This window comes from Actinomadura sp. DC4 (genome assembly GCF_030406325.1).
GTDB lineage: Bacteria > Actinomycetota > Actinomycetes > Streptosporangiales > Streptosporangiaceae > Actinoallomurus.
Window position 1 is genome coordinate 86945 of record NZ_JAUEQY010000017.1, and the last position, 22008, is coordinate 108952.

Below are 22008 nucleotides of genomic sequence, written 5' to 3' on the forward strand. Positions count from 1 at the left end.
CCGTTTGATCCGGCTGGGAGCTGATAGCGCATGACGTCGGTCGACGAGACGATCCTCACCGCCGTACACGGCCTCGCCGAACGCCTCGATGAAGACCGATCCGAGCCGGCCGAGCTCGCGGCGTCGTTGCCGGGCTCCCTCGATGGTCCGCCGGAGGCGGCGCTGGCCCTGGCGCACCTCTATCTCCGGCTGCGGGCCCACATCCGGCCCCGTCCCTGGCCGCGGTGGCGTGAGGCGGACCTGCCGGCCCGGGTCCAGATCGCCTGGCTGAGCGCCGAGATCGCCGACCGTCCGGAGACCCTGCGGGACGAGCCCGCGGGCGAACTGCTCTACCAGGCCGTCCACGGGATCGACGTGGCCGACGTGGACGAACCGGAGAGCCTTGTCCGGGAGCTGTCGGGCCGGCCCGATCCCGTGTTGCGGGCCGAGGCGCTGCGGGTCACCCGCCAGGCCGTGCGCACCGGCCTGCTGGCACCGGAACGAGCCCGGACGCTCGTGGTCCGGCTCGCCGGGGAACCCGGCGTGGATGCCGCCCCGGCGGCGCTGCGTGAGCTGGCCGAACCCTGGGCCGCGTTGGATCCGCTGCCACGAGAGCATCTGTACCGGCTCCTCGGGACCGGCGCCGCCTGCTCGGCGGCGATCGAGGTCGCGGCCCGCCACGGGCATCAGGACGTGCTCCGCAGCGTGGCCGCCGACCTTGATCGGCCCCCGGCGCTCCGGCGGCGCGCGCTGGAGCTGCTCGGGGACCTGACGAGCCGCGAGGACATCCGCGCCCTCGTGGACCTCGCCGCCACCGACCCGCTCCTGCTCGCCGGGCCGGTCGTCCGGTGCCTGCGCGGGCTGCACCGGCGCGGACACTTCCCGGCGGGCGAGGACGCACCGGTGATCGTGCGCCTGGCCATCGCCGACCACTCGGTGCCCGCGAACGAGGTCGCCACCATCTTGTTCTCGTGCCGGCGCGAGACGCTCCAGGAGCTGACGACGGCGGCCGTGGACGATCCGCACTGGCCCCGGCGGCTCGAACTCCTGACCGCCCTGACCGCTCAGGGCACCGGGGACCTTCCGGCGGGGGAGAAGGTCACCGATCTCCTGCGCACCGCGCCGGATCCGCGCCCGTTCCTGCAAGCGATCCGCGCGCTGCGCCATACGGCCGCCGAGGAGACCGTCATCGCCGCGCTCCCCCGATCACCCGCGGCGGCGCTGGAGGCTCTTGAGGCCGTGGGCGGAGCCCGGACGGTCACGGCCCTGCGAGACGGGCTGGGCCTGAACGGACCGGACGCCGCCGGCACTGTGGCGCCTTACCTGCGGCCGGTCCGCCACCGGGCCCTGGAAGTGCTGTGGCATCTCACCGAGGACCCCGACCGGCGACAGCAGATCCTCGTTCGGCTCGACCCGCGGGATCTGCCTCGCCGGATCGCCGCCGACCTCGGCGGCCCGGACGAACGGGAACTGGCGTTGCTCCGCGCGGGCCTGGACCCGGACCGGCCCGTCGCCGCCCTGTGCGAGCTGGCGCGCAACGGCGGTTCCCGTACGGTGCCGGCCATCGCCGACCTTCTGCTGCGGGTCGTGTCGGACCTGGCGGCGTCCTGGACGCCGGGCGCCTCCGGCGGCGAACCCGCGCTGCCGCAGGAGGTCGTCGCGGCCATTCGTGACCTCGGTGGTCGCCTCCACGAGAGAGCGAAGATCCGGCCGCGCTGCCTTCTGGACGCCGCGGACGCACGCGAGGCCTCCGAGGCGCTCGTCGCGAGCATCGCGCTCGACCTGCTGGACCGCCCCGCGCTCACGGCGGCCGAGCAGATGATCCTCCTCGACCTGCTCCTCCAGACCCCCCACCGTGGAATCCGGTCACGAGTACATCCGCTGCTACGCCACCGTGACCGCCACGTCCGCAAGCACGTGATCGCGCTACTCGCCCGCGACGCCGACGGCGAGGACGCACAGGCACTGTCGGCGAGCCTGATCCCGCTCACCACCGCCCCCGACGTACAGACCGTACGCCAGGCACTGCTCGCGCTCGGGCACGCGCGCGCTCACTGGGCCGCCGCGGCGATCGCGGCCTGCCTCGACCACCCCAACATGAACGTCAAGAAGACCGCCGCGACCTCGCTGGCCCGTGCCGGCGCCCCCGTGGCCGTGCCGAAGCTGCTGTCGTGGCTCGGCAGGCACGACAACCCGGGCCTGCGCGACGCGCTCGCCGAGGCGTTGCGGACGATCCTCGGCGACGCCTACGCCGCCACCGTCGTCGCCGCGGCCGACCGCGCCGCCGACGACCGTACCCGCACTCTGCTGCTGACCGGCCTCGACCGCTCGCTGTCCGCGCGTGCCGTCGGAGCTCTGGCCGACCAGGGGTCACCGGCCGGGGCCACCCTGCTCTCGCTCGTCGCCGCGGGCCGGCTCACCCTCGGTTCGGGTACGGCCACGGAACTGGCGGACCGGATGGCCGCCTACGGCATCACACCGCCGGCCGGTCATGAACCGCCGGACGCGGCACCGGACGCCGAGCTCGACGCCCTGGCGAGCCGCGGCTGGAACACCGAGGTCGCACGGCGCCTCGCGGAAAGGTACGAACGGGATCCCGGCGAGCCGGCCGCCGAACGGCTGGCCGGGCTCCGGCCGATGCTGGCACGCTGGCTGGAACTGGCCGGCGAGGAGCCGGAACACCGCGGCCGGGTCCTGGGGTTCACGCTGCGGCTCTGCCCCCCGCCGTGGACCGACGGCGAGATGGAGACCTTCGCGCGGTCGGTACGGACGCTGGTCGCCGGTTTGGCCGAGGTCGGCGACGGTGACCGTCTCCTCACACTGCTCGAGGACGCGGTGGTGCGGCTGCCCTCCGCCGAAGGGTTCGACGTCGCCACGCGGATTCGCGCGCTGCCGCCGGAGGCTGCGGGCAGCCGGTCCGCGCTGGTGGTGCTGCGCCGATGCGGCGCGGTGCTGACCCGCACCGATCTCGCGCGGGCGCTGGCCGCCGCGCGTACGGGGGCGAACCCGTGGCTGGCCGAGGAAGAGGTGTTGCGGGAGGCGTTCGGGCCACCCGAACCGATCACCGCCGCGCCCGAGCGCCCCGCCGTACGCCGATGGCGGGAGGCCCTCGCCGCAGCCGTCCGCACCCCCGACGCCCTCCGGCGATTCCGCGCCGCGGACCGGCCCGGCCTCGACCCTCATTCACGGGACCGGCTCAACGCGCTGCTCGGCGTCTTCCCCGCCGCCGGCGCCGGGGTCCGCGACGTACTGCTGGACTGGATGCTCGAACTGCAGCCGCTCGACGCACCGTCGTGGACCATCGCGGAGGACGCCCGCCGGCCCGCGCCGACCGCCGGCGATCGGGACCGGCCCCGCTCGGCGGCCCTGCGCGAGCACCTGCTGGAGATGCTGGACGATCCCGCGCGGGGGCAGCGCGAAACCGCGGCCCGCGCCCTGCTGAGCTGGCCCGAACCCCGGTTCCGGCTCACGGTGCTGCGCGCCTTCCTCGACGGCCGGGTCGACCTCACCGTCACCTCGGATCTCGCGCACGCCCTGACCCTCATGGGCGAGACCGAACTCCGCGAGACCGGCGGCGACGCGGCTCGCGAACGGATCGCCCGCGTCGCCGCACATCTGCGGCCACCCGACGTGGAACGGCTCATCCCCGTGCTGTTGTCATGGTGGGAACACGGCGGACCCTCCCTTCACGCGTCGGCCTGGCGGGCGTTGCGCACGGCGGCCCCCGACGTCCTGGCCGAGACCCTGTCCAGACGCCTCGAAACCGGGGCCTGGGGCCTGCTCGATCTCATCTCCGGCGTCGCGCTGCTGCGTACCCCCGCGCTGGCGCGGGTGCACCGGCGGCTGCGCGACGAAGGACGCGCGGACCTCGCGGACAAGATCCTGCTGGCGGAAGGGCCGCTGCGCCATCCCGACGCGGCCCGGCAGGACTCCGCCGCTCTCTCGGCACTCCGCGGCCGAAGCCGTGTTCCGGCTGCCCGGGAACATCGGCCGTCCCGGGCGGAACTGCTCGACCTGGCCCGTACCGGGAGCCCCGAGCAGATCCGCCGGGCGCTGACCCTGCTCGCCGAGCGTCACGAAGCCGACCCTGCCCGCGATCCCGAACTCGAGGGACTGCTCGCCGGGTCGCTCGGCCATCCCGAGGCGAGAGTCCGGCTGCACGCTCACCGGATCTCCCGCAGGGTGCTGGACCACGAGGACTACCTGGAACAGACCTCGCTGCTCCTCGACGACCGGCAGCCCGACATCGTGCGCTCGGCGGTCAAGACCCTGTGCCACGCGGGGTGGAGGCCGGCCGTCCCCGCACTGGTCGGTCTGCTCACGCACTCCCACACGGCAGTCCGGAGGGCCGCCTCCGACGGACTCGCGCTCTTCGGCGCGCCGGCGATCCCCGCGCTCAGGCACGCCGCCGGCCGGGCACGCCCGGACAAACGACACCTCTACACCACCGTGCTCGAGAAGATCGCCACTGACCTGGAACCCGACGGCCGGCAGGCATGACCTCCGTCACAGCGCGTACTCCGGAAGCGGGCCGGGTCCCTTGGCCTGGCCGAGGCGGTCCATCGCGGTGAGGGCCCGCATCACCGGCAGTCGCGAGAGGGTGTCGCGGGCCCACCGCCCGCCCGCGGTCCTCGGCACGATGAGGCGGACGTTGGGGCCGATCCGCTGCTTCTTGCGGACCAGGGCGCGGTGGCCGTCGTGGAAGCGGGGGAAGGCGACCCGGTGGTCTCCGCCGGCGGCGGCGAGCTCCCCGGCCAGCCGGTACGCGCCGACCAGGGCCAGTTCGGCGCCCGCGCCCGAGGCGGGGGAGGCGCACCAGGCGGCGTCGCCCGCCAGCCCCACCCGGCCACGGGACCAGGACTCCATGTGCACCTGGCCGAGGGCGTCGAAGTAGAAGTCCGGGTCGGCGAGGGCGGCCTTCAGCAGGTCGCCGGTGCGCCAGGACCGCTCATTCGCGAACGCCTCTTCGATCAGTCGCTTGTGCTGGGCGACGTCACGATGGTCATAGGTCAGCGGCGCGGAGCGGAAGACGAAGTAGGCCTTGGCCTGGGCGTGGTTGCCGGACCGGTAGATCCCGGCCATCTTGCCCGGCGTGTTGAACATCGTCACCCAGCGGTTCTCGCCGAGGGAGGCGTCGGTGTCGGCGAAGGCGAAGTAGTGGCCCTTGTGCCGTACGAACCGCTCCTCCCCGCCGAAGGCCAGGCGGCGGACGGTGGAGTGCGTGCCGTCGGCGCCGATGACCAGGTCGAAGCGGCGGTCGGGCGCGCGCTCGAAGGCGACCGTCACGCCGTCCTCGTCCTGTTCCAGACGCCGGATGGAGTCGCCGAACAGGTACTCCGCGTCGGCCGTCTCGTGCAGCATCGCCACCAGGTCGCCGCGCATGATCTCCACTGCGCCGGGCTCGTCGGTGCCGATGCGCGCGACGGCGCGGTCGGCGGCGTCGACGAACTTCATGCCCCGTACGTCGGCGGCCGCCGCGCGAACGGCCGGCAGAATGCCCATGCGCTCCACGACCGCGATGGCCTGGCCGCGCACGTCGACGCCGTTGCCGCCGGCGCGCAGCGCGGGAGCGCGTTCGACGACGGTGGGCCGGAATCCGTACCTGGCCAGCCAGTGGGCCAGCGTCAGCCCGGCGATACTCGCCCCGGAGATCAGAACGTCCACAGGAGTCCCCCTCGCGTACGATAAGTGGAATACGTGTTCCAGATTATGTGGAAGGGGCGTTCCATTTGTCAACGAACCCCGGGCGGCGGCGCCGCCGGGCCGACGCCGTACGCAACCGCGAGCTCGCCCTGGAGGCGGCCACGGCCCTGCTCGCCGAGCCGGACGCCACCCTCACCGTCGAGGCCATCGCCCAACGGGCGGGCCTGGGCGCTGCCACCGTCGTCCGCGCCTTCGGCGGCAAGAACGCCCTCATGGACGCCGCGGTCGCCGGCCTGCTCGAACCCGTGGTCCGGCGCGCCCGTGAGCTGCTGGAGACCGCGAGCGCCGAGCAGGCGCTGCGGACCTTCCTCGCCGAGCTGATCGCCTTCCAGTCCGCGCACCACGCCATCAGCGGCCAGCTGTTCGGCCTCGACCTGCCCGCCACCACGGCCCTGCGAAAGCGGCTGGTGGAGACCGCGGAGGAGATGATCATCGAGGCGCAACGGGACGGCACGATCCGTACGGACCTCGAGCCCGCCGTGATCACCACCCTGATCGGCGAGACCGCCTACGCGATCGCCCGTACACGGCCGGCGTCCGAAGAACTCACCGGCGCCTTCATCGCCGTCATGATGGACGGCCTGCGGCCCCCGGTGATCGGCTCGCCGACGGCCATCATCTAGCGCAGGGTCGCGATGCCGGCCAGGAAGATGTCGACGCCGGCGAGGAACTGCTCGCGGTCGTCGTGCTCGGGCAGCCGCGTCGCCGCCGCGTGCGTGAACGGGTACCGGCCAGGATCCAGCTGCGCCCACTGCTCGGCGACGGTGGCCAGGTAGGCCGCTCGGTCCGGGTCGCCGCCGGCGCGGCGCCGGGCGTTCGCGGCGTTCTGCCCGGCGACGCCGAGGACGTAGTTCACGAGCGCGCCGGCCGCGTCGAAGAGCGCTCGCTCGGGGACGGCGAGCGCGTCCAGCAGCCGGCCGATGCTCTCGTAGAACTCCAGCAGCGTGGGCCGCCACGGCTGCCGGGAGAGTTCGGCGCCGACCCAGGGGTGCGCGTCGATCGCGTCGAACAGGCCCAGTGCGACGCTGCGCAGGGCCTCCCGCGGGTCCGCGTCGACGACCACGCCGGCCAGCACTCGGGTGACGATGTCGTCGGTGGCTGCCGCGAGCAGGTCGCCCTTGTCCGCGACGTGGTGGTAGATCGCTCCGTAGCCGGTGTTCAGGCGAGTGGTCAGCGCACGCAGTGTCAGCGCGGTCTCGCCGCCGTCGTCCAGAAGGTCGGTCGCGGTCTGGATGATCAGCTCCCTGGACAGCGCGTCCGTGCGCCGCGGAGATCTTTTCGCCATGGTCCTCAGTGTGACAGCAATGGATCGCCGATCCAAAGCGGTGCTAGCGTGTTGGAGCAGCGATCCAACATGGATCACCTGGGGAGGAAGTCCATGCCGACATCGGTCACGATCATCGGAGCAGGTCTGGGCGGGCTTGTGCTGGCCCGCGTCCTGCACGTGCACGGCATCCCGGCCACGGTCTATGAGGCGGAGCCCTCGCCGGACGCGCGCCGTCAGGGCGGGCTGCTCGACATCCACCCCCGGAACGGCCGGCCGGCGCTGGAGGCGGCCGGCCTGGCCGAGGAGTTCCGGGGGCTCGTCCTGCCCGGCCGCGAGTCGTACCGGATCCTGGACCAGGCGGGGACCGTGCTCCTCGACCTGCCCGACGACGGCACCGGCCAGCGCCCCGAGGTGTCGCGCGGCGCGCTGCGGCAGACGCTGCTCGACGCGCTTCCACCCGGTACCGTCCGGTGGGGGCACGAGGTCACCGAGGTGCGGGCCCTCGACGAGAGCCGTCATGAGGTCACCTTCGCCGACGGCACCACCGTTGTCGCGAGCCCGCTCGTCGGCGCCGACGGCGCCTGGTCGCGGGTACGCCCGGTGCTGTCCGGCGTCACCCCCGACTACGTCGGCGTCTCCGTCGTTGAGACGTTCCTGTTCGACGGCGACACCCGCCATCCCACCGCCGCGGAAGTGGTCGGCGCCGGATCGATGTTCGCGCTCGCGCCGGGCCGCGGACTCCTGGGTCATCGGGAGGGCGGCGGGACCCTGCACGTCTACGCGCAGCTGACGAAACCCGAGGACTGGCTCGCCGGCCTCGACCTCACCGACGCCGCGACCCTGACCGCGCGGGTCGTGAAGGAGTACGACGGCTGGGCCCCGGAACTCACCGCCCTGATCACCGACAGTGACACCCCGCCGGTCCTGCGCCGCCTCTTCACGCTGCCGGCCGGGCACCGCTGGGACCGTGTGCCGGGCGTGACCCTGCTCGGCGACGCCGCCCACCTCAGGCCGCCGAACGGTGAGGGCGCCAACCTGGCCATGTTGGACGGCGCCACGCTCGGCCAGGCCCTCGCCGCGCACCCTGACGATGTGGAGGCCGCGCTCGCCGAGCACGAACAGGGCATGTTCTCCCGCGCCGGCGTCGTGGCGGCGGACGACGACATGTACACGATCATGATCGGTGACGACGCGCCCCACAGCATGCTCGCCCTGATGACCGGAGCCGGGCAGGCGGCGCCTTCGCCGCCGTCATGACGGACGGTCTGCGGCCCCGGTGAGCGGCCCGCACGTCGGCGCGTTTGTGCGGACCCCACAACATCGGCAGCGAAACACGCTAAGTCCCCGCCTTTCCGGTATCGGGGCCCAGCCGAGAGGATGTACGCCGGTTGCGGCGGGGACGGCCGCCGTGCTCACCGGCTCCGAAAGGCCCGCTCAGTGTTCAGTCGTGTCGCCATTGTCAACCGCGGTGAAGCCGCCATGCGGCTCATCCACGCCGTTCGGGACCTGTCCGCCGAGACGGGGACGCGGATCGAGACCGTGGCCCTGTACACCGACTCGGACCGGACGGCCACGTTCGTCCGCGAGGCGGACATCGCCTACGACCTCGGGGCCGCCGCGAACCGCCCCTACCTCGACCACGCGGTCCTCAGGCAGGCCCTGATCGAGACCGGCGCGGACGCGGCGTGGGTCGGCTGGGGCTTCGTGGCCGAGGACCCCGCGTTCGCCGACCTGTGCGCCGAGATCGGCGTGACCTTCGTCGGCCCGAGCGGCGAGGCCATGCGCAGGCTCGGCGACAAGATCGGCTCGAAGCTGATCGCCGAAGAGGTCGGGGTGCCCGTCGCGCCGTGGAGCCGCGGCCCGGTGGAGACGCTGGAGGAGGCGAAGGCCGCGGCGGAACACATCGGCTACCCGCTGATGCTGAAGGCGACCGCGGGCGGCGGCGGCCGCGGCATCCGGAAGGTCTCCGACGCCGAGGAGCTCACGCATGCCTACGAGCTGACGCGCCAGGAGGCCAAGCGCGCGTTCGGCAGCGGCGTCGTGTTCCTCGAACGCCTGGTGACCGGCGCCCGGCACGTCGAGGTGCAGGTCATCGCCGACGGGCAGGGCACCGCGTGGGCGCTGGGCGTACGCGACTGCTCCGTGCAGCGCCGCAACCAGAAGATCATCGAGGAGTCCGCGTCCCCGGTCCTGGGCGCCGAGCAGGTCGCCGAGCTGAAGGCGGCGGCCGAGCGGCTCGTGCTCGCGGTCGACTACCAGGGCGCGGGCACCATCGAGTTCCTGTACCACCCCGGCGAGCGGCTGTTCGCGTTCCTCGAGGTCAATACCCGTCTGCAGGTCGAGCACCCGATCACCGAAATCACCACCGGCGTCGACCTGGTGAAGGCCCAGCTGCGCGTCGCGGCCGGAGACAAGCTCGACGGCGACGCGCCGGAGGAGTGGGGGCACGCCGTCGAGGCGCGCCTCAACGCCGAGGACCCCGACCGCGACTTCGCCCCCTCGCCCGGCCGGATCGCGCGGCTGACGCTGCCCAGCGGCCCCGGCATCCGCGTCGACACCGGGTTCAGCGAGGGCGACACGATCCCCGCCGACTTCGACTCCATGATCGCCAAGATCATCGCGCACGGCCGTGACCGTGCCGAGGCGCTGGCCCGCCTGCGCCGGGCGATGACCGAGACGGTCGTCATCATCGAGGGCGGCGTGACGAACAAGAGTTTCGTCCGTCTGCTCCTCGACGAGCCCGCGGTGATCGACGGGTCCGCCGACACCGGCTGGATCGACCGCGTACGCGCCGAGGGCGCCCTCGTCTCCCACCGGCACTCCTCGATCGCACTGATCGCCGCCGCCATCGAGGCCTACGACGACGAGGAGATCGTGACGCGGCAGCGCTTCCTGTCCACCGCGCACGGCGGACGCCCGCAGTCACAGCACGAGAGCGGCCGTACGCTGGAGCTCAAGCTCCGCGACGTCGGCTACCGCCTCCAGGTCGCCCGTACCGGCCGCCACCGGTTCCGCATCGGCATCTCGGCCGGCGGCCCCGAGCACGCGGCCGACGTCGACACCGAGCGCTTCGACGAGCACAGCGGCCAGCTCACCGTGAACGGCGTCCGGTTCAAGGTCGTCACGAGCGTGCACGGCCCGATCCACCTGGTCGAGGTCGACGGCATCACGCACCGGATCAGCCGCGACGAGGGCGGAATCGTCCGCTCGCCCGTGCCCGCCCTCGTGGTGGCCACACCGCTGCGGGCCGGCGACGAGGCCGAGGCCGGCGCGCCGCTGCTCGTCGTCGAGAGCATGAAGATGGAGACCGTGCTACGCGCGCCGTTCCGCTGCCGCGTACGGGAGCTGGTGGTCTCGGTCGGCAGCCAGGTGGAGGCGGGCGCCCGCCTGCTCCGCCTGGAACCCCTGGAAGACGGGGACGAGGCGGCCGGTCCCGCGGCGGCGGCGAAAGAGGTCGACCTGGAGCTGCCGTCCGAGCCCGCGGACGTGCCGGCGGCCGAGCGGGCCGAGCGTGGCCTGCAGGACCTGCGCAGCCTCCTGCTCGGCTACGACATCGACGCGCGGGACGAGAAACGCCTGCTCGCGGGCTACCTGACCGCACGCGCCGAGCTCGTCGTGGAGGGCCGGCTCGACCTCGCCGGCGAGGTCGAGCTGCTGCGCCTGTTCGCCGACCTGAGCGAGCTGAGCCGCAACCGGCCCGCCGGCGAGGAGTCCCGGTCCGACTCCTCGGTGCACAGCCCCCGCGAGTACTTCCACATCTTCCTGCAGCACCTCGACTCGGAGCGGGCCGGGCTGTCGGAGAGCTTCCAGCAGCGGCTCACGCTCGTGCTGTCCCGGTACGGCGTCGAGAGCCTGGACCGTACGCCGGAGCTGGAGGACGCGGTCTTCCGCATCTTCCTGGCCCAGCAGCGCGCGTCCGCCGACATCGCCGTGGTGTCGAGCCTGCTGCGCCGGTGGGTGACCGAGGCGCCGCCCGCCGAGGCGGACCGCCTCACCGTCGGCCTGATGCTCGAACACCTCGTCGCCGCCACCCAGGTACGGTTCCCGGCCGTCGCCGACCTGGCGCGCGGCGTCGTGTTCGCGTGGTTCGCCCAGCCGTTGCTGCGCCGTACCCGCGCCAAGGTCTACACCACCGTGCGCAAGCACCTGCGCCACCTCGACCGGCACCCGGACGCGCCCGACCGCGCCGAGCGGATCTCCGCGATGGTCGCCAGCGCCGAGCCGCTCGTCCGGCTGGTCGCCCAGCGGATCGGCCGCGCGGGCGCGGACCCCGCGCCGCTGCTGGAGGTGCTGACCCGCCGTTACTACGGCAACCGCGCGCTCAGCGACGTACGGGTGAGCAAGGTGGCGGGCTGCACGTTCGTCGTCGCCGACCACCGCACCGCGACCGGCAACGGCCGCGTCGTGACCACCGCGGTCGACTTCCCGGCGCTGGCCGAGGTGGTCCAGCCGGTCGGCGAGCTCGCCGGCGGCGGCGAACTGGCCGCCGACATCTATCTGACCTGGGCGAACGGCCCGAGCGACCCCGACGAGATGGCCGCGCTGCTGCGCGAGGTCCTCGCCGCGCAGCAGCCCTCGCACCGGATCGGCCGCATCACCACGACCGTCGCGGGCCACCGCGGCGCCGTGATGCATCACCACTTCACGTTCCGGCCGTCCGCGGACGGTTTCGTGGAGGAACGGCTCCTGCGCGGCCTGCACCCGCGCATCGCCGAGCGCATGCAGCTCGAGCGGCTGCGCGACTTCGACCTCACCCGGCTGCCCGCGCCCGACGAGGAGGTCTACCTCTTCCGTGCCACGGCGCGTCAGAACCCCTCCGACGAGCGTCTCGTCGCCCTGGGCCAGGTCCGCGACCTGACCCCGCTGCGCGACGACGACGGCAAGCTCGTCGCGCTGCCCGCGGCCGAGAACGTCCTGGCCACGTGCCTCGACGCGATCCGCCGCGCCGAGAAGCCCGGCGCCAAGACCTCCGCGATGAACCGCATCGTCATCTACGTGTGGCCGCCGACCGACCTTTCGGCCGAGGACCTGGACACCGTGGCCAAGCGCGGCCTGCCGGCGACGGCGGGCGCCGGCCTGGAGGAGGTGCTGTTCCTCGGCCGGCGCCGCGACGGCGGCACGGGCGAGCTCGTCGACATCGCCGTCCAGATCGGCTACGACGTGGGCTCCGGCGTACGGCTGTCCATCATCCCGCCGCCGACCGAGCCCATCGAGCCGCTGGACGACTACCGCCAGGAGGTACTGCGCGCCCACGGCCGCGGCACCCACCACCCGTACGAGCTGACCGGCGTGCTCGCCGGGCCGTTCGGCTCGTTCACCGAGTACGACCTGGACGAGAACGCGGCGCTGGTGCCGGTGAACCGGCCCAAGGGCCGCAACACCGCCGCGATCGTGGCGGGTGTCGTCAGCACGCCCACGCCGCGCCACCCGGAGGGCATGACCCGCGTCGTGCTGCTGGGCGACCCGACGAAGGCGCTCGGCGCGCTGTCCGAACCCGAGTGCGCACGGGTGATCGCCGCGCTGGACCTGGCCGAGCGGATGCGGGTGCCGCTGGAGTGGCTCACGGTCTCGGCCGGCGCCCGGATCTCGATGTCGTCCGGCACCGAGAACATGGACTGGGTGGCCGCCGCGCTGAAGCGGATCGTGACCTTCACCCAGGACGGCGGCGAGATCAACATCGTCGTCGCGGGCATCAACGTCGGCGCCCAGCCGTACTGGAACGCCGAGGCCACCATGCTCATGCACACCAAGGGCATCCTGGTGATGACGCCGGACTCGGCGATGGTGCTGACGGGCAAGCAGGCCCTCGACTTCTCCGGCGGAGTGTCCGCCGAGGACAACTACGGCATCGGCGGGTACGACCGGATCATGGGCCCGAACGGCCAGGCGCAGTACTGGGCCCCCGACCTCCGCGGCGCGCGCGAGGTCCTGATGGCGCACTACGACCACACCTACGTCGCGCCGGGGGAGAGCGGGCCGCGCAAGACGGTCACCGGCGACCCATTGGACCGCGACGTGTCGACGTACCCGCACGCCGCGCCGGACAGCGACTTCGCGACCGTGGGCGAGATCTTCTCCGTCGCGTCCAACCCGGACCGCAAGAAGCCGTTCGACATCCGTACGGTCATGCGCGCCCTGTCCGACCAGGACCACCCGGTGCTGGAGCGGTGGGCGGGCATGGCCGACGCGGACACCTCCGCCGTACAGGACGTCCATCTCGGCGGCCGGCCGGTCTGCCTGGTGGGCATCGAGTCCCGGTCCGTACCCCGGCGCGGGTTCCCGCCCACCGACGGCCCGGACACTTACACCGCGGGCACGCTGTTCCCGCGGTCGTCCAAGAAGGTCGCCCGCGCCATCAACGCCGCCAGCGGCAACCGCCCGCTGGTCGTGCTGGCCAACCTGTCCGGTTTCGACGGGTCGCCGGAGTCGATGCGCAAGCTGCAGCTGGAGTACGGCGCGGAGATCGGCCGCGCGGTGGTGAACTTCCAGGGCCCGATCGTGTTCTGTGTGATCTCGCGGTACCACGGTGGCGCGTTCGTGGTCTTCTCCAAGGCGCTGAACCCGAACATGACCGTGCTCGCGGTCGAGGGTTCGTTCGCCTCGGTGCTGGGCGGCGCCCCGGCCGCCGCGGTGGTCTTCGCCCGCGACGTCGACAAGCGGACCGGCAACGACCCTCGCGTGCTGGAGCTCGCCGCCCGCGTCGCGGAGGCGCCGGCGGCGACACGGGTCGCGCTGGCCGCGGAGCTGGCCGAGCTGCGGTCCTCGGTACGGGCGGAGAAGCTCACCGAGGTCGCCACCGAGTTCGACCGGGTGCACAGCATCCAGCGGGCGGTCGAGGTCGGGTCGGTGGACGCGATCATCAGCTGCGCGGAGCTGCGGCCGCAGATCATCGAGGCGGTAGAGAAGGGCCTCGCGCGCCAGTCCTGAGTTCCCTTACGGCCGTTCTTCCTGGGCTTCGGCGTGCCGGGCGCGGAGTTCGGCGGTGACGGCGCGTTCGCGCTGGGCGTCGGCGTCGGCGCGGGCCGTGGCGCGCTCGCGTTCGAGGTCTTCGGCGCGGGCCTGAGCGGCGCGCAGGGCCAGGCGGGCCTCGTCCAGCTCCAGGCGGAGCCGTTCGGCCGCGTCGCGGGAGTCGGCGGTCTCGGCGCGGAGGCGCTCGGCCTCGGTCTGGGCGGTGTCGCGGGCGGCGGCGGCCGACGCACGTTCGGTGTCGGCGACGGCCGCGCGCGCCTCGGCCCGGTCGCGGCCGGCCTCGGCGGCCTCCGCGCGTGCCTGGGCGGCGGCGCCGTCGCGTTCGGCCCGCGCGCGGGCGGTGTTCGCCTCGGCGAGTGATTCGCGTTCCCGCTCCGCCTCGCGCTCGGCCTGCTCGGCGCGCCGTCCGGCCTCGTCGGCGGTACGGCGCGCCGTCTCGGCGTCGTGCTCGGCGCGCCTGGCCGCCTGCTCGGCGGTCTCCATTCGCTCGACGGCGCGCCGTACCTCCTCGGCGGCCTCGTCCCGCGCCTCTCGTACGGCCTGTTCGGCGTCGTGCTCGGCGCGGTGTACGAGCCGTTCGGCCTCCTCGCGTACGCGTTCGGCCTCGGCGGTGGCCTGCTCTGCCTCGGTCTGAGCCGCGGCCTGCTGGGTCTCGGCCTGCTCGGCGCGCTGCTCGGCCTCGCGTACGCGTTCGGCGGCCTGTTCGGCATCGGCCTGGGCGCGCTGGGCGAGTTCGGCCGCTTCTTCGCTGGCGGCCATGGCGGAGGCGACGCGGGACTGGGCCTGGGCGCGTTCGGCGCTGAGCCGCGCCTCGACGCCGCGCGGGGAGAGCTCGGCGTCGAGCGCGTTCGCGAGCGGCGCGATCGCGGAGGCGAGACCCTGCTCCATCCGCTCGTACAGGTCCTCGGCGCGAGCCAGGGCCCCTTCGAGGCCGGGGACCGTACGGCGGAGCTCGCGATCGCGCTTGGCCCGCGCCTGACAGTCGCTGCCGAGGCAGTAGGCGCGCGGCCGGCCACGCCCGGTGCGCTGCGGCACGGGGCGCCCGCAGTAGCGGCAGGGCCGTTCGGCCTCCTCGACGGTCCGTACGGCTTCGTCGTCGGTCATGGGGTCTCTCGTTCTCGCTGTCGGCGTCTTGCTGGGAACGCCAGGCTAGCTTATTTTCTGTTTTTCTGTTTCTAGAAAATAATAATCTCCAGAAAAGCTTGGTCGGTAACTCACGAGAATGTATATTCCCGCAAGTTACGGATCGGATCTGACGCGATGTTGCGACCGTTGACTGGTGGCTTCAGCGCGGTGTGCCGGTCAGGACGGCGAGCGCCCCGACAGTTCCGGAGGTGAGGGCGGCGTAGCCGGAGATCGATCCGGACTCGTGGTGATTGCGGCGGCGTTGCCGGCCGCTTCGCGCGGACCGATTCCTCAGAGGAGCTCTGCGCGTAGGGCGATGTCGAAGCCGGCGCCGGTGCGTGCCAGGCCCACCAGGAGGATGCCGGCCCATTCGAGGGCGTGGGTCATCTCGAGGTCTCCCGCGTCGAGGGGCCGCATGTCCAGGCTCTCCAGAAAAGCCGCGACACGTGCCTTCGCCTCGGCGTCGTCGCCGGCGAAGAACACGTCCAGGGGTTTGTCTTCGGCGAGGACGCCGCCGAAGATCGAGTTGAAGGCCTTCACGACGTGTGCGTCCTTCGGAGCGGCGGCGGAGATCTGCTGGGACACCGAGTTGCCCGCGTTGGTCACGAGTCCGCTGGCGTCGGCGTTGAACGGGTTGGTGATGTCGATGAGGATCTTGCCGGCGAGCGCGTCGCCGTAGTGCGCGACCACGTCGACCGCGGCGGCGTACAGGACGGCCACGATGACGATGTCACCCGCCGGCCTCGCGCCGAACGTGCCGACGGTGGCTCCGTTGCCGATCCGGTCGGCGAGCGACTGAGCCTTGGCGGCGTTGCGGCTCATGAGCTCGATGGTGTGGCCGTGCTCGGCCACCCGGGTGCCGATGGCGGTGGCCATGGTGCCCGAGCCGATGATGCTGATGGTGGTCATGACGTGTGTTCCCTTGCTGTTTACGGGATCAGGGGTCTTGCCGGTGTGCTGGGCCACGAGGCGTCGAAGGTTCGCCCGCGGCCCACCCGTAGCCGACACCCGGTGGCTCTGACGACCACCGGCGGAGCGCTCAGATCACCGTGGTGCCGCCGTCGACGACCAACTCCATGCCGTTGACATAGCTCGAGTCGTCAGAGGCGAGGAACAACGCGACCGACGCGATCTCTTCAGGGCGGCCCATCTCTCGCCGCGGGATCACGGATTCGAACTGCGACTTCATCTGCTCGTCCATCACTTCCTCCAGAATCGGCGTGGCGACCTGGCCGGGGGTCAGCACGTTCACCCGGATCCTTCTGTCCCTCAACTCGGACACCCACACCCGTGCGTAGGCGGGCAGCACGGCCTTGCTCGCCGCGTACACGCTCCAGTCGGGGTAGCCCCGGAGCGACGCGTTCGACCCGGTCATGACGATCGAGCCGCCATCGTTGAACAGCGGCAGCGCCTTCTGGACCGTGAACAGCGTGCCGCGCGCGTTCAGCGAGAAGGCGGCGTCGAACTGCTCCTCGGTGATCTCGCCGAGCCTGCCCTGCTCGCCCATCCCGGCACTTGCCCACAACACGTCGACCGTGCCCTTTTCCTGCTTGACCGTCTCGAACAAGCGGTCCAGATCGTCGAGGTCGGCCGAATCGCCCTGCACGCCGGTCACGTTCCGGCCGATCAGCTTGACCGCTTGGTCCAGCGCGTCCTGCCGTCGGCCCGAAACGAAGACGTGAGCTCCTTCATCAACGAACGACTTCGCACCGGCCAGTGCCATCCCGCTTGTCGCGCCTGTGATCACCGCGACCTTGCCGTCGAGCTTTCCCACGACCACTCCATTCACATGCCGTACCGATGTTATGTACACCGATCTGTGTACTCAACGTATCGAACGGTCGCACGAGGTGCAAGCTATGTACACCGAGCCGTACCCAAGTGAGCTACGCTGGGCGTGTGACAGAGTTGGAGAAGGGGCCGCTGGGCCTGCGCCGAGGCAGGGGCGCACGAGAGCGCATCCTCAGCGCGTCACGACAACTGTTCCGCGATCAGGGCATCAACTGCACCGGCTTGGACCAGCTCTGCGCGGTGGCCGGGGTGTCCAAGCGCACGCTCTACCAGCACTTCAGCGGCAAGGACGAGCTGATCGCCGAATGCCTGCGCCGATTCGATCCCGACATCCTGCCCGAGGTGTTCGACCGCACCGACCTCACGCCTCGCGAACGACTCCTCGCCGCGTTCGACGTGCACTCGCCCCTGTGCCCCTTCATCGCGGCGGCCGTCGAGATCCCCGACCCGGGCCACTCGGCACGCACCCTCGCCCGCGACTACAAAAAGGCCTTTGCCGCCCGGCTCACCGAGGCCGCCCGCGAGGCCGGCGCCACCGACCCCGAACAGCTCGGCGAGCAACTGGCGCTGCTCCTGGACGGTGCCTCGGCCCGCAGCCGGGTCCTCAACGCCGAAGCGTTCACCACAGCCGCCGCAATAGCGGCCGTCCTCGTCGACAACGCCATGCCCGCGGCAGCGGCACCACAACGGAGATTCACCGACGACCGCTGATCTCCCACGCGGCTTGCCCGAAGCCGGCGTCGGCGGGTTCCGGTTCCGGGTGGTGTACCTGGTGCAGGGCCCGCCGGCACGGTGCGAGACCACTCGGCAGGGGCGAGGGAAGGCCTTGCCTGAGCGCAGAGCCGCGCCTCCGAATCGATGAGGTGATCCGTGTCCCACAGTCGGGCCGTGTCGTCCGCGCCGCCGGTGGCGAGGGTCTTGGCGTCGACGCTGCTGGTCTGGTCGAGGCGGCCGATCGATGTTCGCGGTGGTCTGGAGTGCTCAGTGGAGGACGGTGAGCAGGCCCTCGACGCCGCGGCGGAACGCGGCGGCGACGCTGTCGACGCCGTCGAGGTGGGCGCCGGACATCGCCCCGTCGCGCATCATGACGAAGTGCCGTGCGGCGTGCTGGGGATCGGGGCGTCGCGGTGAGGTTCCGAAAACTTGGGCGAACAGCTCGGCGAGCGTGGTCACGTACCAGGTCCGGTGCTCGATGACCACTTGGTGCACCCGGTCGTCGGGGTCGGGGTACTCGGCGGCGGCCTTGAGGAAGGCACACCCGCGGAACTCCGGCGTGGTCAGGTCGTCGGCGACGGCGGTCCCGATCGCGCGCAGGGCGTCGGCCGGTGACGGGGCGGCCTCTTTGGCGGCCTGCACGCCGGCCCGGATGGCGGTGTCGACGCCGTACAGGTAGGCGACCACGAGGTCTTCCTTCGAGGGGAAGTGCCGGTAGAACGTCGCCCGCGTGGCCGGGGCCTCGGCGAGGATCCGCTCGACCCCGACGGCGCGGATGCCTTCGCGGTAGAACAGCGCGCTGGCCGTGGACAGCAGGCGTTCGCGTGCCTCGGAGCGCCGGGGCCCTTCCGAGCCGCCGCCGTCCGGGTGGTCGGACGCGGGGCGGGTCGATGTGGCCATGATCGCATTTTAGCAGAAAGAACGATCGGTCTTGCGTTCCGTGAGGCATCATGCCAGGCTGCGTACTGCAAGAGAGAACGGTCTTTCTCTCAGAAGGACCCGCCACGATCCGCACGAAGGGAACCGTCATGACCACCGCTACCACCGCCGCCCGGGCTACGACCGGTGTCGCACCGACACTTCGGCGCCTCTACTTCGTACGATTCGGGTTCGCCCTCGTCTGGGCGGTCCTGCTGTTCCTGACCGGGTCGAGCATCGGCCCGCTGAGCGCGGCGCTACTCGTGCTGTACCCGGTGTTCGACGTGGCCGCCGCGGTCGTCGATGCCCGCTCCTCGCGGGTCGACGGGTCCGCCGCAGGTCTTTACGTCAACATCGCGATCAGCGCCGTCGCGGCCGTCGGACTCGCCGTCGCCCTCACCTCGGGCATCCCGGCCGTCCTGCGGGTCTGGGGCATCTGGGCCGTGCTGGCCGGCATCGTGCAGCTCGTCGTGGCCAGCCGTCGGCGGCGGCTGGGGGGACAGTGGGCGATGATCGCCAGCGGGGGCATCTCCGTACTGGCCGGCGCGTCGTTCTTCGTCATGGCGTCGCGCGACGGGGCTTCTCTGTCCAACGTGGCCGGCTACGCCCTGCTCGGTGGCATCTTCTTCCTGGTCTCGGCGCTGCGCCTCGGCCGCGCCGGATGAGCAGACCCGATGCGACCTGCACGACCACTCGCGCGTACGGTCATGCGCCCGGTGGCCCCGGGCGCCGGTCGGCTACGGCCCAGCACTGCCGGAAGCCGCGGGAGAGCCGGTCCACCTCGTGCCGGTTGAAGATGCACACATTGCCCACGAGCTCGGCCTGGGCGTTCATTTGGCCCTGCCAGGCCGACCGCTCGTCCCAGACGGCGTAGTTCAGGTGCAGCGCGGCGTCGACGGCGCCGCTCTGGACGAGCGCCACCTGAACGCCGGCCAGGCGTTGTTCCTCGACCAGGGCCGTCAAGTCGGGGGTGAGCAGGTCGTAGACGAACACTCGCCTGATCCGGACGCCCCGGCTCAGGGCGGCCTCGTTGGCCGCCCAGTAGCGCCGTGCCCAGTAGCTCGTCCACCAGTGCGGTTCGCTGATCGTGTTGGTGACGGCGTCGACCGTCTCCCGGCACCCCTCGATCCCGGCCATGAGCTGTTCGTAGTCATGTCGAGGCCGGATCATCCGTCCCCTGCCCAGTTCTTCGAGTTCCTCCGCCGCCGCCCGGATCTGCCGTTGCGCCTCGGCTTCCAAGGCACTGCCCGGGTAGCGCCGTACGATGTCCGCCGTGGCGGCGGCCGTCCGGGTGACCAGTCCGGGCAGCCAGTCGGCCGCCTCCAGCGCCTGCCGGAGCCGGTAGCGGCGCTCGGCCCGGGCCGAGGCGTCGAGCACCAGGGACAGGGTGGTCCCCATCAGCCCGGCCAGCAGCGACTCGACTCCGCTCGCCGCTCCGGTCAGGTCCAGTGCGACGCTGAGACCGCACGAGACGAACACGCCGACTAACGCGATCGGATCGGCGTTCCGGACCAGGCTCACGATCCCGCTCTTCGGCACTCGATCGAGGCCGTGGCCCGGGCCGTCCTGGTCACCCCGCACCACGGGGCCACCTCGTCTTCATCGGAGGCCGGGACGGGACCGTGCGTGCGCGCCCGCGACGGCCAGGTCCACCCGTCTCCGGTTCATTCATCCATTGCACCGCGCCGTCACCGCTCGCAGGGGGCGTTAGCCGGATATGGACAGCCGCCCACCGAATTCACTAAGGCTGGCTTATAAAGTAGCCTTAGCAAATGAACGACGACCTGGACCCCGAGGGAGTCGCCTCGGCACTGCTGGCGAGCATCAGCGTGTTGGTACGGCGGGTGCACCAAGTGCCGATCGACGGCGGACTCACGATTCCCGAACGGACCGCGCTGTCGCACCTGGACCGCTCGGGGCCCACCACGTCCTCGGCGCTGGCCCGGGAGGTGCAGATCACCGCGCAGGCGATGGGGGCGACGCTCGGCACACTGCGCGCCCGTGGCCTGGTCGAACGCCGGCCGGACCCGGACGACGGCAGGCGCGTGGTGCTGACCGTGACCGACGCCGGTCTGCAGGCGCTGAAGGACAAGCGCAACGCGCGGACCGAGCTTCTCGCCCGGGCACTGACGAGCAGCGGCGCGTTCACCCCGGCCGAGCTGGCGCGGCTCGCCGCGGCCGCGCCGCTGCTGGAGCGGCTGGCCCAGAACATCTGAACTACGGCGGAAGCACGAGGAGGCAAGACCGATGACGGCTCCCCCCGAGACGCGCCCCGGTGACCGGTACAAGGCGGACGGCTCCATCGTGCTGATCGCCCTCCACCTCGACCATGGGCAGCGCGCCCGGACCGCAAGCGGCCGCCACCGGCGACCGACCGACAGGAGAACCGACCACCATGACACTGACAACGATCGACCCCACGGCGGCGCTCGTCGTGATCGACCTGCAGAAGGGCATCGTCTCGGCCCACAACGACGGTCCCGTCGTCGAACAGGCGGCCCACCTGGCCACTGAGTTCCGCCGGCACGGCCTTCCCGTGGTCCTGGTCAACGTCGTCGGACGCGCACCGGGGCGTACGGAGGCCGGATGGTCCGGCGGCACACCGCCGCCCGGCTGGACCGACCTCATCGACGAACTCGACGTCCAGCCGACCGACCACCTGATCACCAAGCGGCGGCGCAGCGCGTTCCACGACACCGGCCTCGACACCCTCCTGCGGGACCTGGGCGTCACCCAGGTCGTGCTCGCCGGAATCTCGACCAGCGCGGGCGTAGAGTCGACCGCCCGCTCGGCCTCCGACCACGGCTACAACGTCGTCCTGGCCACCGACGCCATGAGCGACCCCGACACCGACGCCCACCGCCACAGCGTCGAGCGCGTCTTCCCCAAGCTCGGCGAGACCGCCACCACCGCCGAGGTCCTCGACCGGGTCGAGGCGACACGATGACCCTGCTCGGCCGACTCCTGAAGAACCGCAGAGCAGGCGAGACCCACACGGCGTGGAACCTGCCCGGCCTGCAGGGCCCCGAACTCCTGACCCTCACCAGCCGAAGCTTCGGCGACGGCGATGCCATGCCGCGGGAGCACGGCGCGAAGCCCATCGGCGGCGGCGACCTGTCTCCCCACCTGGCCTGGACGCCGCCGCCGCCCGGCACCGCGCAGCTCCTCCTGGTCGTCGAGGACATCGACGTCCCCGTGGGCAAGCCCGCCGTGCACTGCCTCGCCCTGATCGACCCGGCCGTCGAGCACCTCGACGCCGGAGCCCTCGACGCGCGGAAGCCCTCCGCGGGGGTGCGGGCGCTCCGTTCCACCATCGGACGGGGCTACCACGGCCCCGCGCCCATCAAGGGCCACGGGCCGCACCGCTACGTCTTCCAGCTGTTCGCCCTCTCGGCCGCCGTGGACAGCGCCCCCGGTACGACGCCGGTGGACCGGGCGCGGCCTCGCGCCCTCCTGCCCGCCATCACCGCACCCGTACTCGACCGCGGCCGGCTGACCGGCGTCTTCGAACGCTGACCCCGGCCCGTACCGGTCACACGGCG

Annotated in this window: 16 protein-coding genes; 9 read left to right on the plus strand and 7 right to left on the minus strand. The window is 72.2% G+C overall.

Annotation, left to right across the window (positions count from 1 at the left end; genetic code table 11):
* Positions 1-30 precede the first annotated feature (30 nt).
* On the plus strand, positions 31-4479 hold the full coding sequence (locus tag QWU11_RS26835) for a HEAT repeat domain-containing protein (RefSeq protein WP_290117191.1): 4449 nt from the start codon (positions 31-33) through the stop codon (positions 4477-4479).
* Between the two features lie 6 nt (positions 4480-4485).
* On the opposite strand, the gene QWU11_RS26840 is transcribed toward QWU11_RS26835, so the two are convergent.
* Positions 4486-5643, minus strand: coding sequence for an FAD-dependent monooxygenase (locus QWU11_RS26840; protein WP_290117192.1), 1158 nt, complete (start codon positions 5641-5643; stop codon positions 4486-4488).
* A 65-nt stretch (positions 5644-5708) separates the two neighbouring features.
* Between QWU11_RS26840 and QWU11_RS26845 the strand changes: the two genes are divergently transcribed.
* Complete coding sequence (locus tag QWU11_RS26845) at positions 5709-6305, plus strand: TetR family transcriptional regulator (protein ID WP_290117193.1); 597 nt, start codon at positions 5709-5711, stop codon at positions 6303-6305.
* Here QWU11_RS26845 and QWU11_RS26850 read toward each other — a convergent pair.
* Positions 6302-6967, minus strand: a complete 666-nt coding sequence (locus QWU11_RS26850) for a TetR/AcrR family transcriptional regulator C-terminal domain-containing protein (protein ID WP_290117194.1) — start codon at positions 6965-6967, stop codon at positions 6302-6304. The genes QWU11_RS26845 and QWU11_RS26850 overlap by 4 nt on opposite strands.
* A gap of 93 nt (positions 6968-7060) precedes the next feature.
* Between QWU11_RS26850 and QWU11_RS26855 the strand changes: the two genes are divergently transcribed.
* Positions 7061-8206, plus strand: a complete 1146-nt coding sequence (locus tag QWU11_RS26855; RefSeq protein ID WP_290117195.1) for an NAD(P)/FAD-dependent oxidoreductase — start codon at positions 7061-7063, stop codon at positions 8204-8206.
* Between the two features lie 180 nt (positions 8207-8386).
* On the plus strand, positions 8387-13876 hold the full coding sequence (locus tag QWU11_RS26860) for a carboxyl transferase domain-containing protein (RefSeq protein ID WP_290117196.1): 5490 nt from the start codon (positions 8387-8389) through the stop codon (positions 13874-13876).
* A gap of 6 nt (positions 13877-13882) precedes the next feature.
* Here QWU11_RS26860 and QWU11_RS26865 read toward each other — a convergent pair whose 3' ends face one another.
* The 3 genes from QWU11_RS26865 to QWU11_RS26875 all read right to left on the minus strand — a co-directional run bounded on the left by QWU11_RS26865 (position 13883) and on the right by QWU11_RS26875 (position 16817).
* Positions 13883-15022, minus strand: coding sequence for a hypothetical protein (locus QWU11_RS26865; protein ID WP_290117197.1), 1140 nt, complete (start codon positions 15020-15022; stop codon positions 13883-13885).
* Positions 15023-15334: 312 nt separating this feature from the next.
* The gene (locus QWU11_RS26870) at positions 15335-15952 is read right to left on the minus strand and encodes an NAD(P)-binding domain-containing protein (protein WP_290117198.1); all 618 of its coding nucleotides are present in this window, start codon (positions 15950-15952) and stop codon (positions 15335-15337) included.
* A 130-nt stretch (positions 15953-16082) separates the two neighbouring features.
* Positions 16083-16817, minus strand: coding sequence for an SDR family oxidoreductase (locus QWU11_RS26875; protein ID WP_290117199.1), 735 nt, complete (start codon positions 16815-16817; stop codon positions 16083-16085).
* Positions 16818-16942: 125 nt separating this feature from the next.
* On the opposite strand from QWU11_RS26875, the gene QWU11_RS26880 reads away from it, so the two are divergent.
* Positions 16943-17545, plus strand: coding sequence for a TetR/AcrR family transcriptional regulator (locus QWU11_RS26880; RefSeq protein ID WP_290117200.1), 603 nt, complete (start codon positions 16943-16945; stop codon positions 17543-17545).
* Between the two features lie 270 nt (positions 17546-17815).
* Here QWU11_RS26880 and QWU11_RS26885 read toward each other — a convergent pair whose 3' ends face one another.
* Positions 17816-18448 (minus strand): TetR/AcrR family transcriptional regulator, encoded by a 633-nt coding sequence (locus QWU11_RS26885; RefSeq protein WP_290117201.1) that lies wholly within the window; start codon positions 18446-18448, stop codon positions 17816-17818.
* Between the two features lie 128 nt (positions 18449-18576).
* Between QWU11_RS26885 and QWU11_RS26890 the strand changes: the two genes are divergently transcribed.
* Positions 18577-19131, plus strand: coding sequence for a hypothetical protein (locus QWU11_RS26890; protein ID WP_290117202.1), 555 nt, complete (start codon positions 18577-18579; stop codon positions 19129-19131).
* Positions 19132-19171: 40 nt separating this feature from the next.
* On the opposite strand, the gene QWU11_RS26895 is transcribed toward QWU11_RS26890, so the two are convergent.
* Positions 19172-20050 carry a hypothetical protein gene (locus QWU11_RS26895; protein ID WP_290117203.1) on the minus strand — a complete coding sequence of 293 codons (879 nt, stop codon included), beginning with the start codon at positions 20048-20050 and terminating at the stop codon, positions 19172-19174.
* Positions 20051-20238: 188 nt separating this feature from the next.
* On the opposite strand from QWU11_RS26895, the gene QWU11_RS26900 reads away from it, so the two are divergent.
* From QWU11_RS26900 to QWU11_RS26910, 3 genes are all read left to right on the plus strand, one after another.
* A complete protein-coding gene (locus QWU11_RS26900; RefSeq protein ID WP_290117204.1) occupies positions 20239-20682 on the plus strand; it encodes a MarR family winged helix-turn-helix transcriptional regulator in 444 nt (147 codons plus the stop codon).
* A 179-nt stretch (positions 20683-20861) separates the two neighbouring features.
* The gene (locus QWU11_RS26905; protein WP_290117205.1) at positions 20862-21413 is read left to right on the plus strand and encodes an isochorismatase family protein; all 552 of its coding nucleotides are present in this window, start codon (positions 20862-20864) and stop codon (positions 21411-21413) included.
* On the plus strand, positions 21410-21982 hold the full coding sequence (locus QWU11_RS26910; protein WP_290117206.1) for a YbhB/YbcL family Raf kinase inhibitor-like protein: 573 nt from the start codon (positions 21410-21412) through the stop codon (positions 21980-21982). Before QWU11_RS26905 ends, QWU11_RS26910 begins: the two co-directional genes overlap by 4 nt.
* Positions 21983-22008 lie beyond the last annotated feature (26 nt).

What these genes read in the sequence shown, in the direction of transcription:
- QWU11_RS26885 (WP_290117201.1), bottom strand. Translation starts at nt 18,448, where the DNA reads ATGGCCACATCGACCCGCCCCGCGTCCGACCACCCGGACGGCGGCGGC.
- QWU11_RS26870 (WP_290117198.1), bottom strand. Translation starts at nt 15,952, where the DNA reads ATGACCACCATCAGCATCATCGGCTCGGGCACCATGGCCACCGCCATC.
- QWU11_RS26905 (WP_290117205.1), top strand. Translation starts at nt 20,862, where the DNA reads ATGACACTGACAACGATCGACCCCACGGCGGCGCTCGTCGTGATCGAC.
- QWU11_RS26835 (WP_290117191.1), top strand. Translation starts at nt 31, where the DNA reads ATGACGTCGGTCGACGAGACGATCCTCACCGCCGTACACGGCCTCGCC.
- QWU11_RS26865 (WP_290117197.1), bottom strand. Translation starts at nt 15,022, where the DNA reads ATGACCGACGACGAAGCCGTACGGACCGTCGAGGAGGCCGAACGGCCC.
- QWU11_RS26900 (WP_290117204.1), top strand. Translation starts at nt 20,239, where the DNA reads ATGAACGACGACCTGGACCCCGAGGGAGTCGCCTCGGCACTGCTGGCG.
- QWU11_RS26910 (WP_290117206.1), top strand. Translation starts at nt 21,410, where the DNA reads ATGACCCTGCTCGGCCGACTCCTGAAGAACCGCAGAGCAGGCGAGACC.
- QWU11_RS26850 (WP_290117194.1), bottom strand. Translation starts at nt 6,967, where the DNA reads ATGGCGAAAAGATCTCCGCGGCGCACGGACGCGCTGTCCAGGGAGCTG.
- QWU11_RS26855 (WP_290117195.1), top strand. Translation starts at nt 7,061, where the DNA reads ATGCCGACATCGGTCACGATCATCGGAGCAGGTCTGGGCGGGCTTGTG.
- QWU11_RS26890 (WP_290117202.1), top strand. Translation starts at nt 18,577, where the DNA reads ATGACCACCGCTACCACCGCCGCCCGGGCTACGACCGGTGTCGCACCG.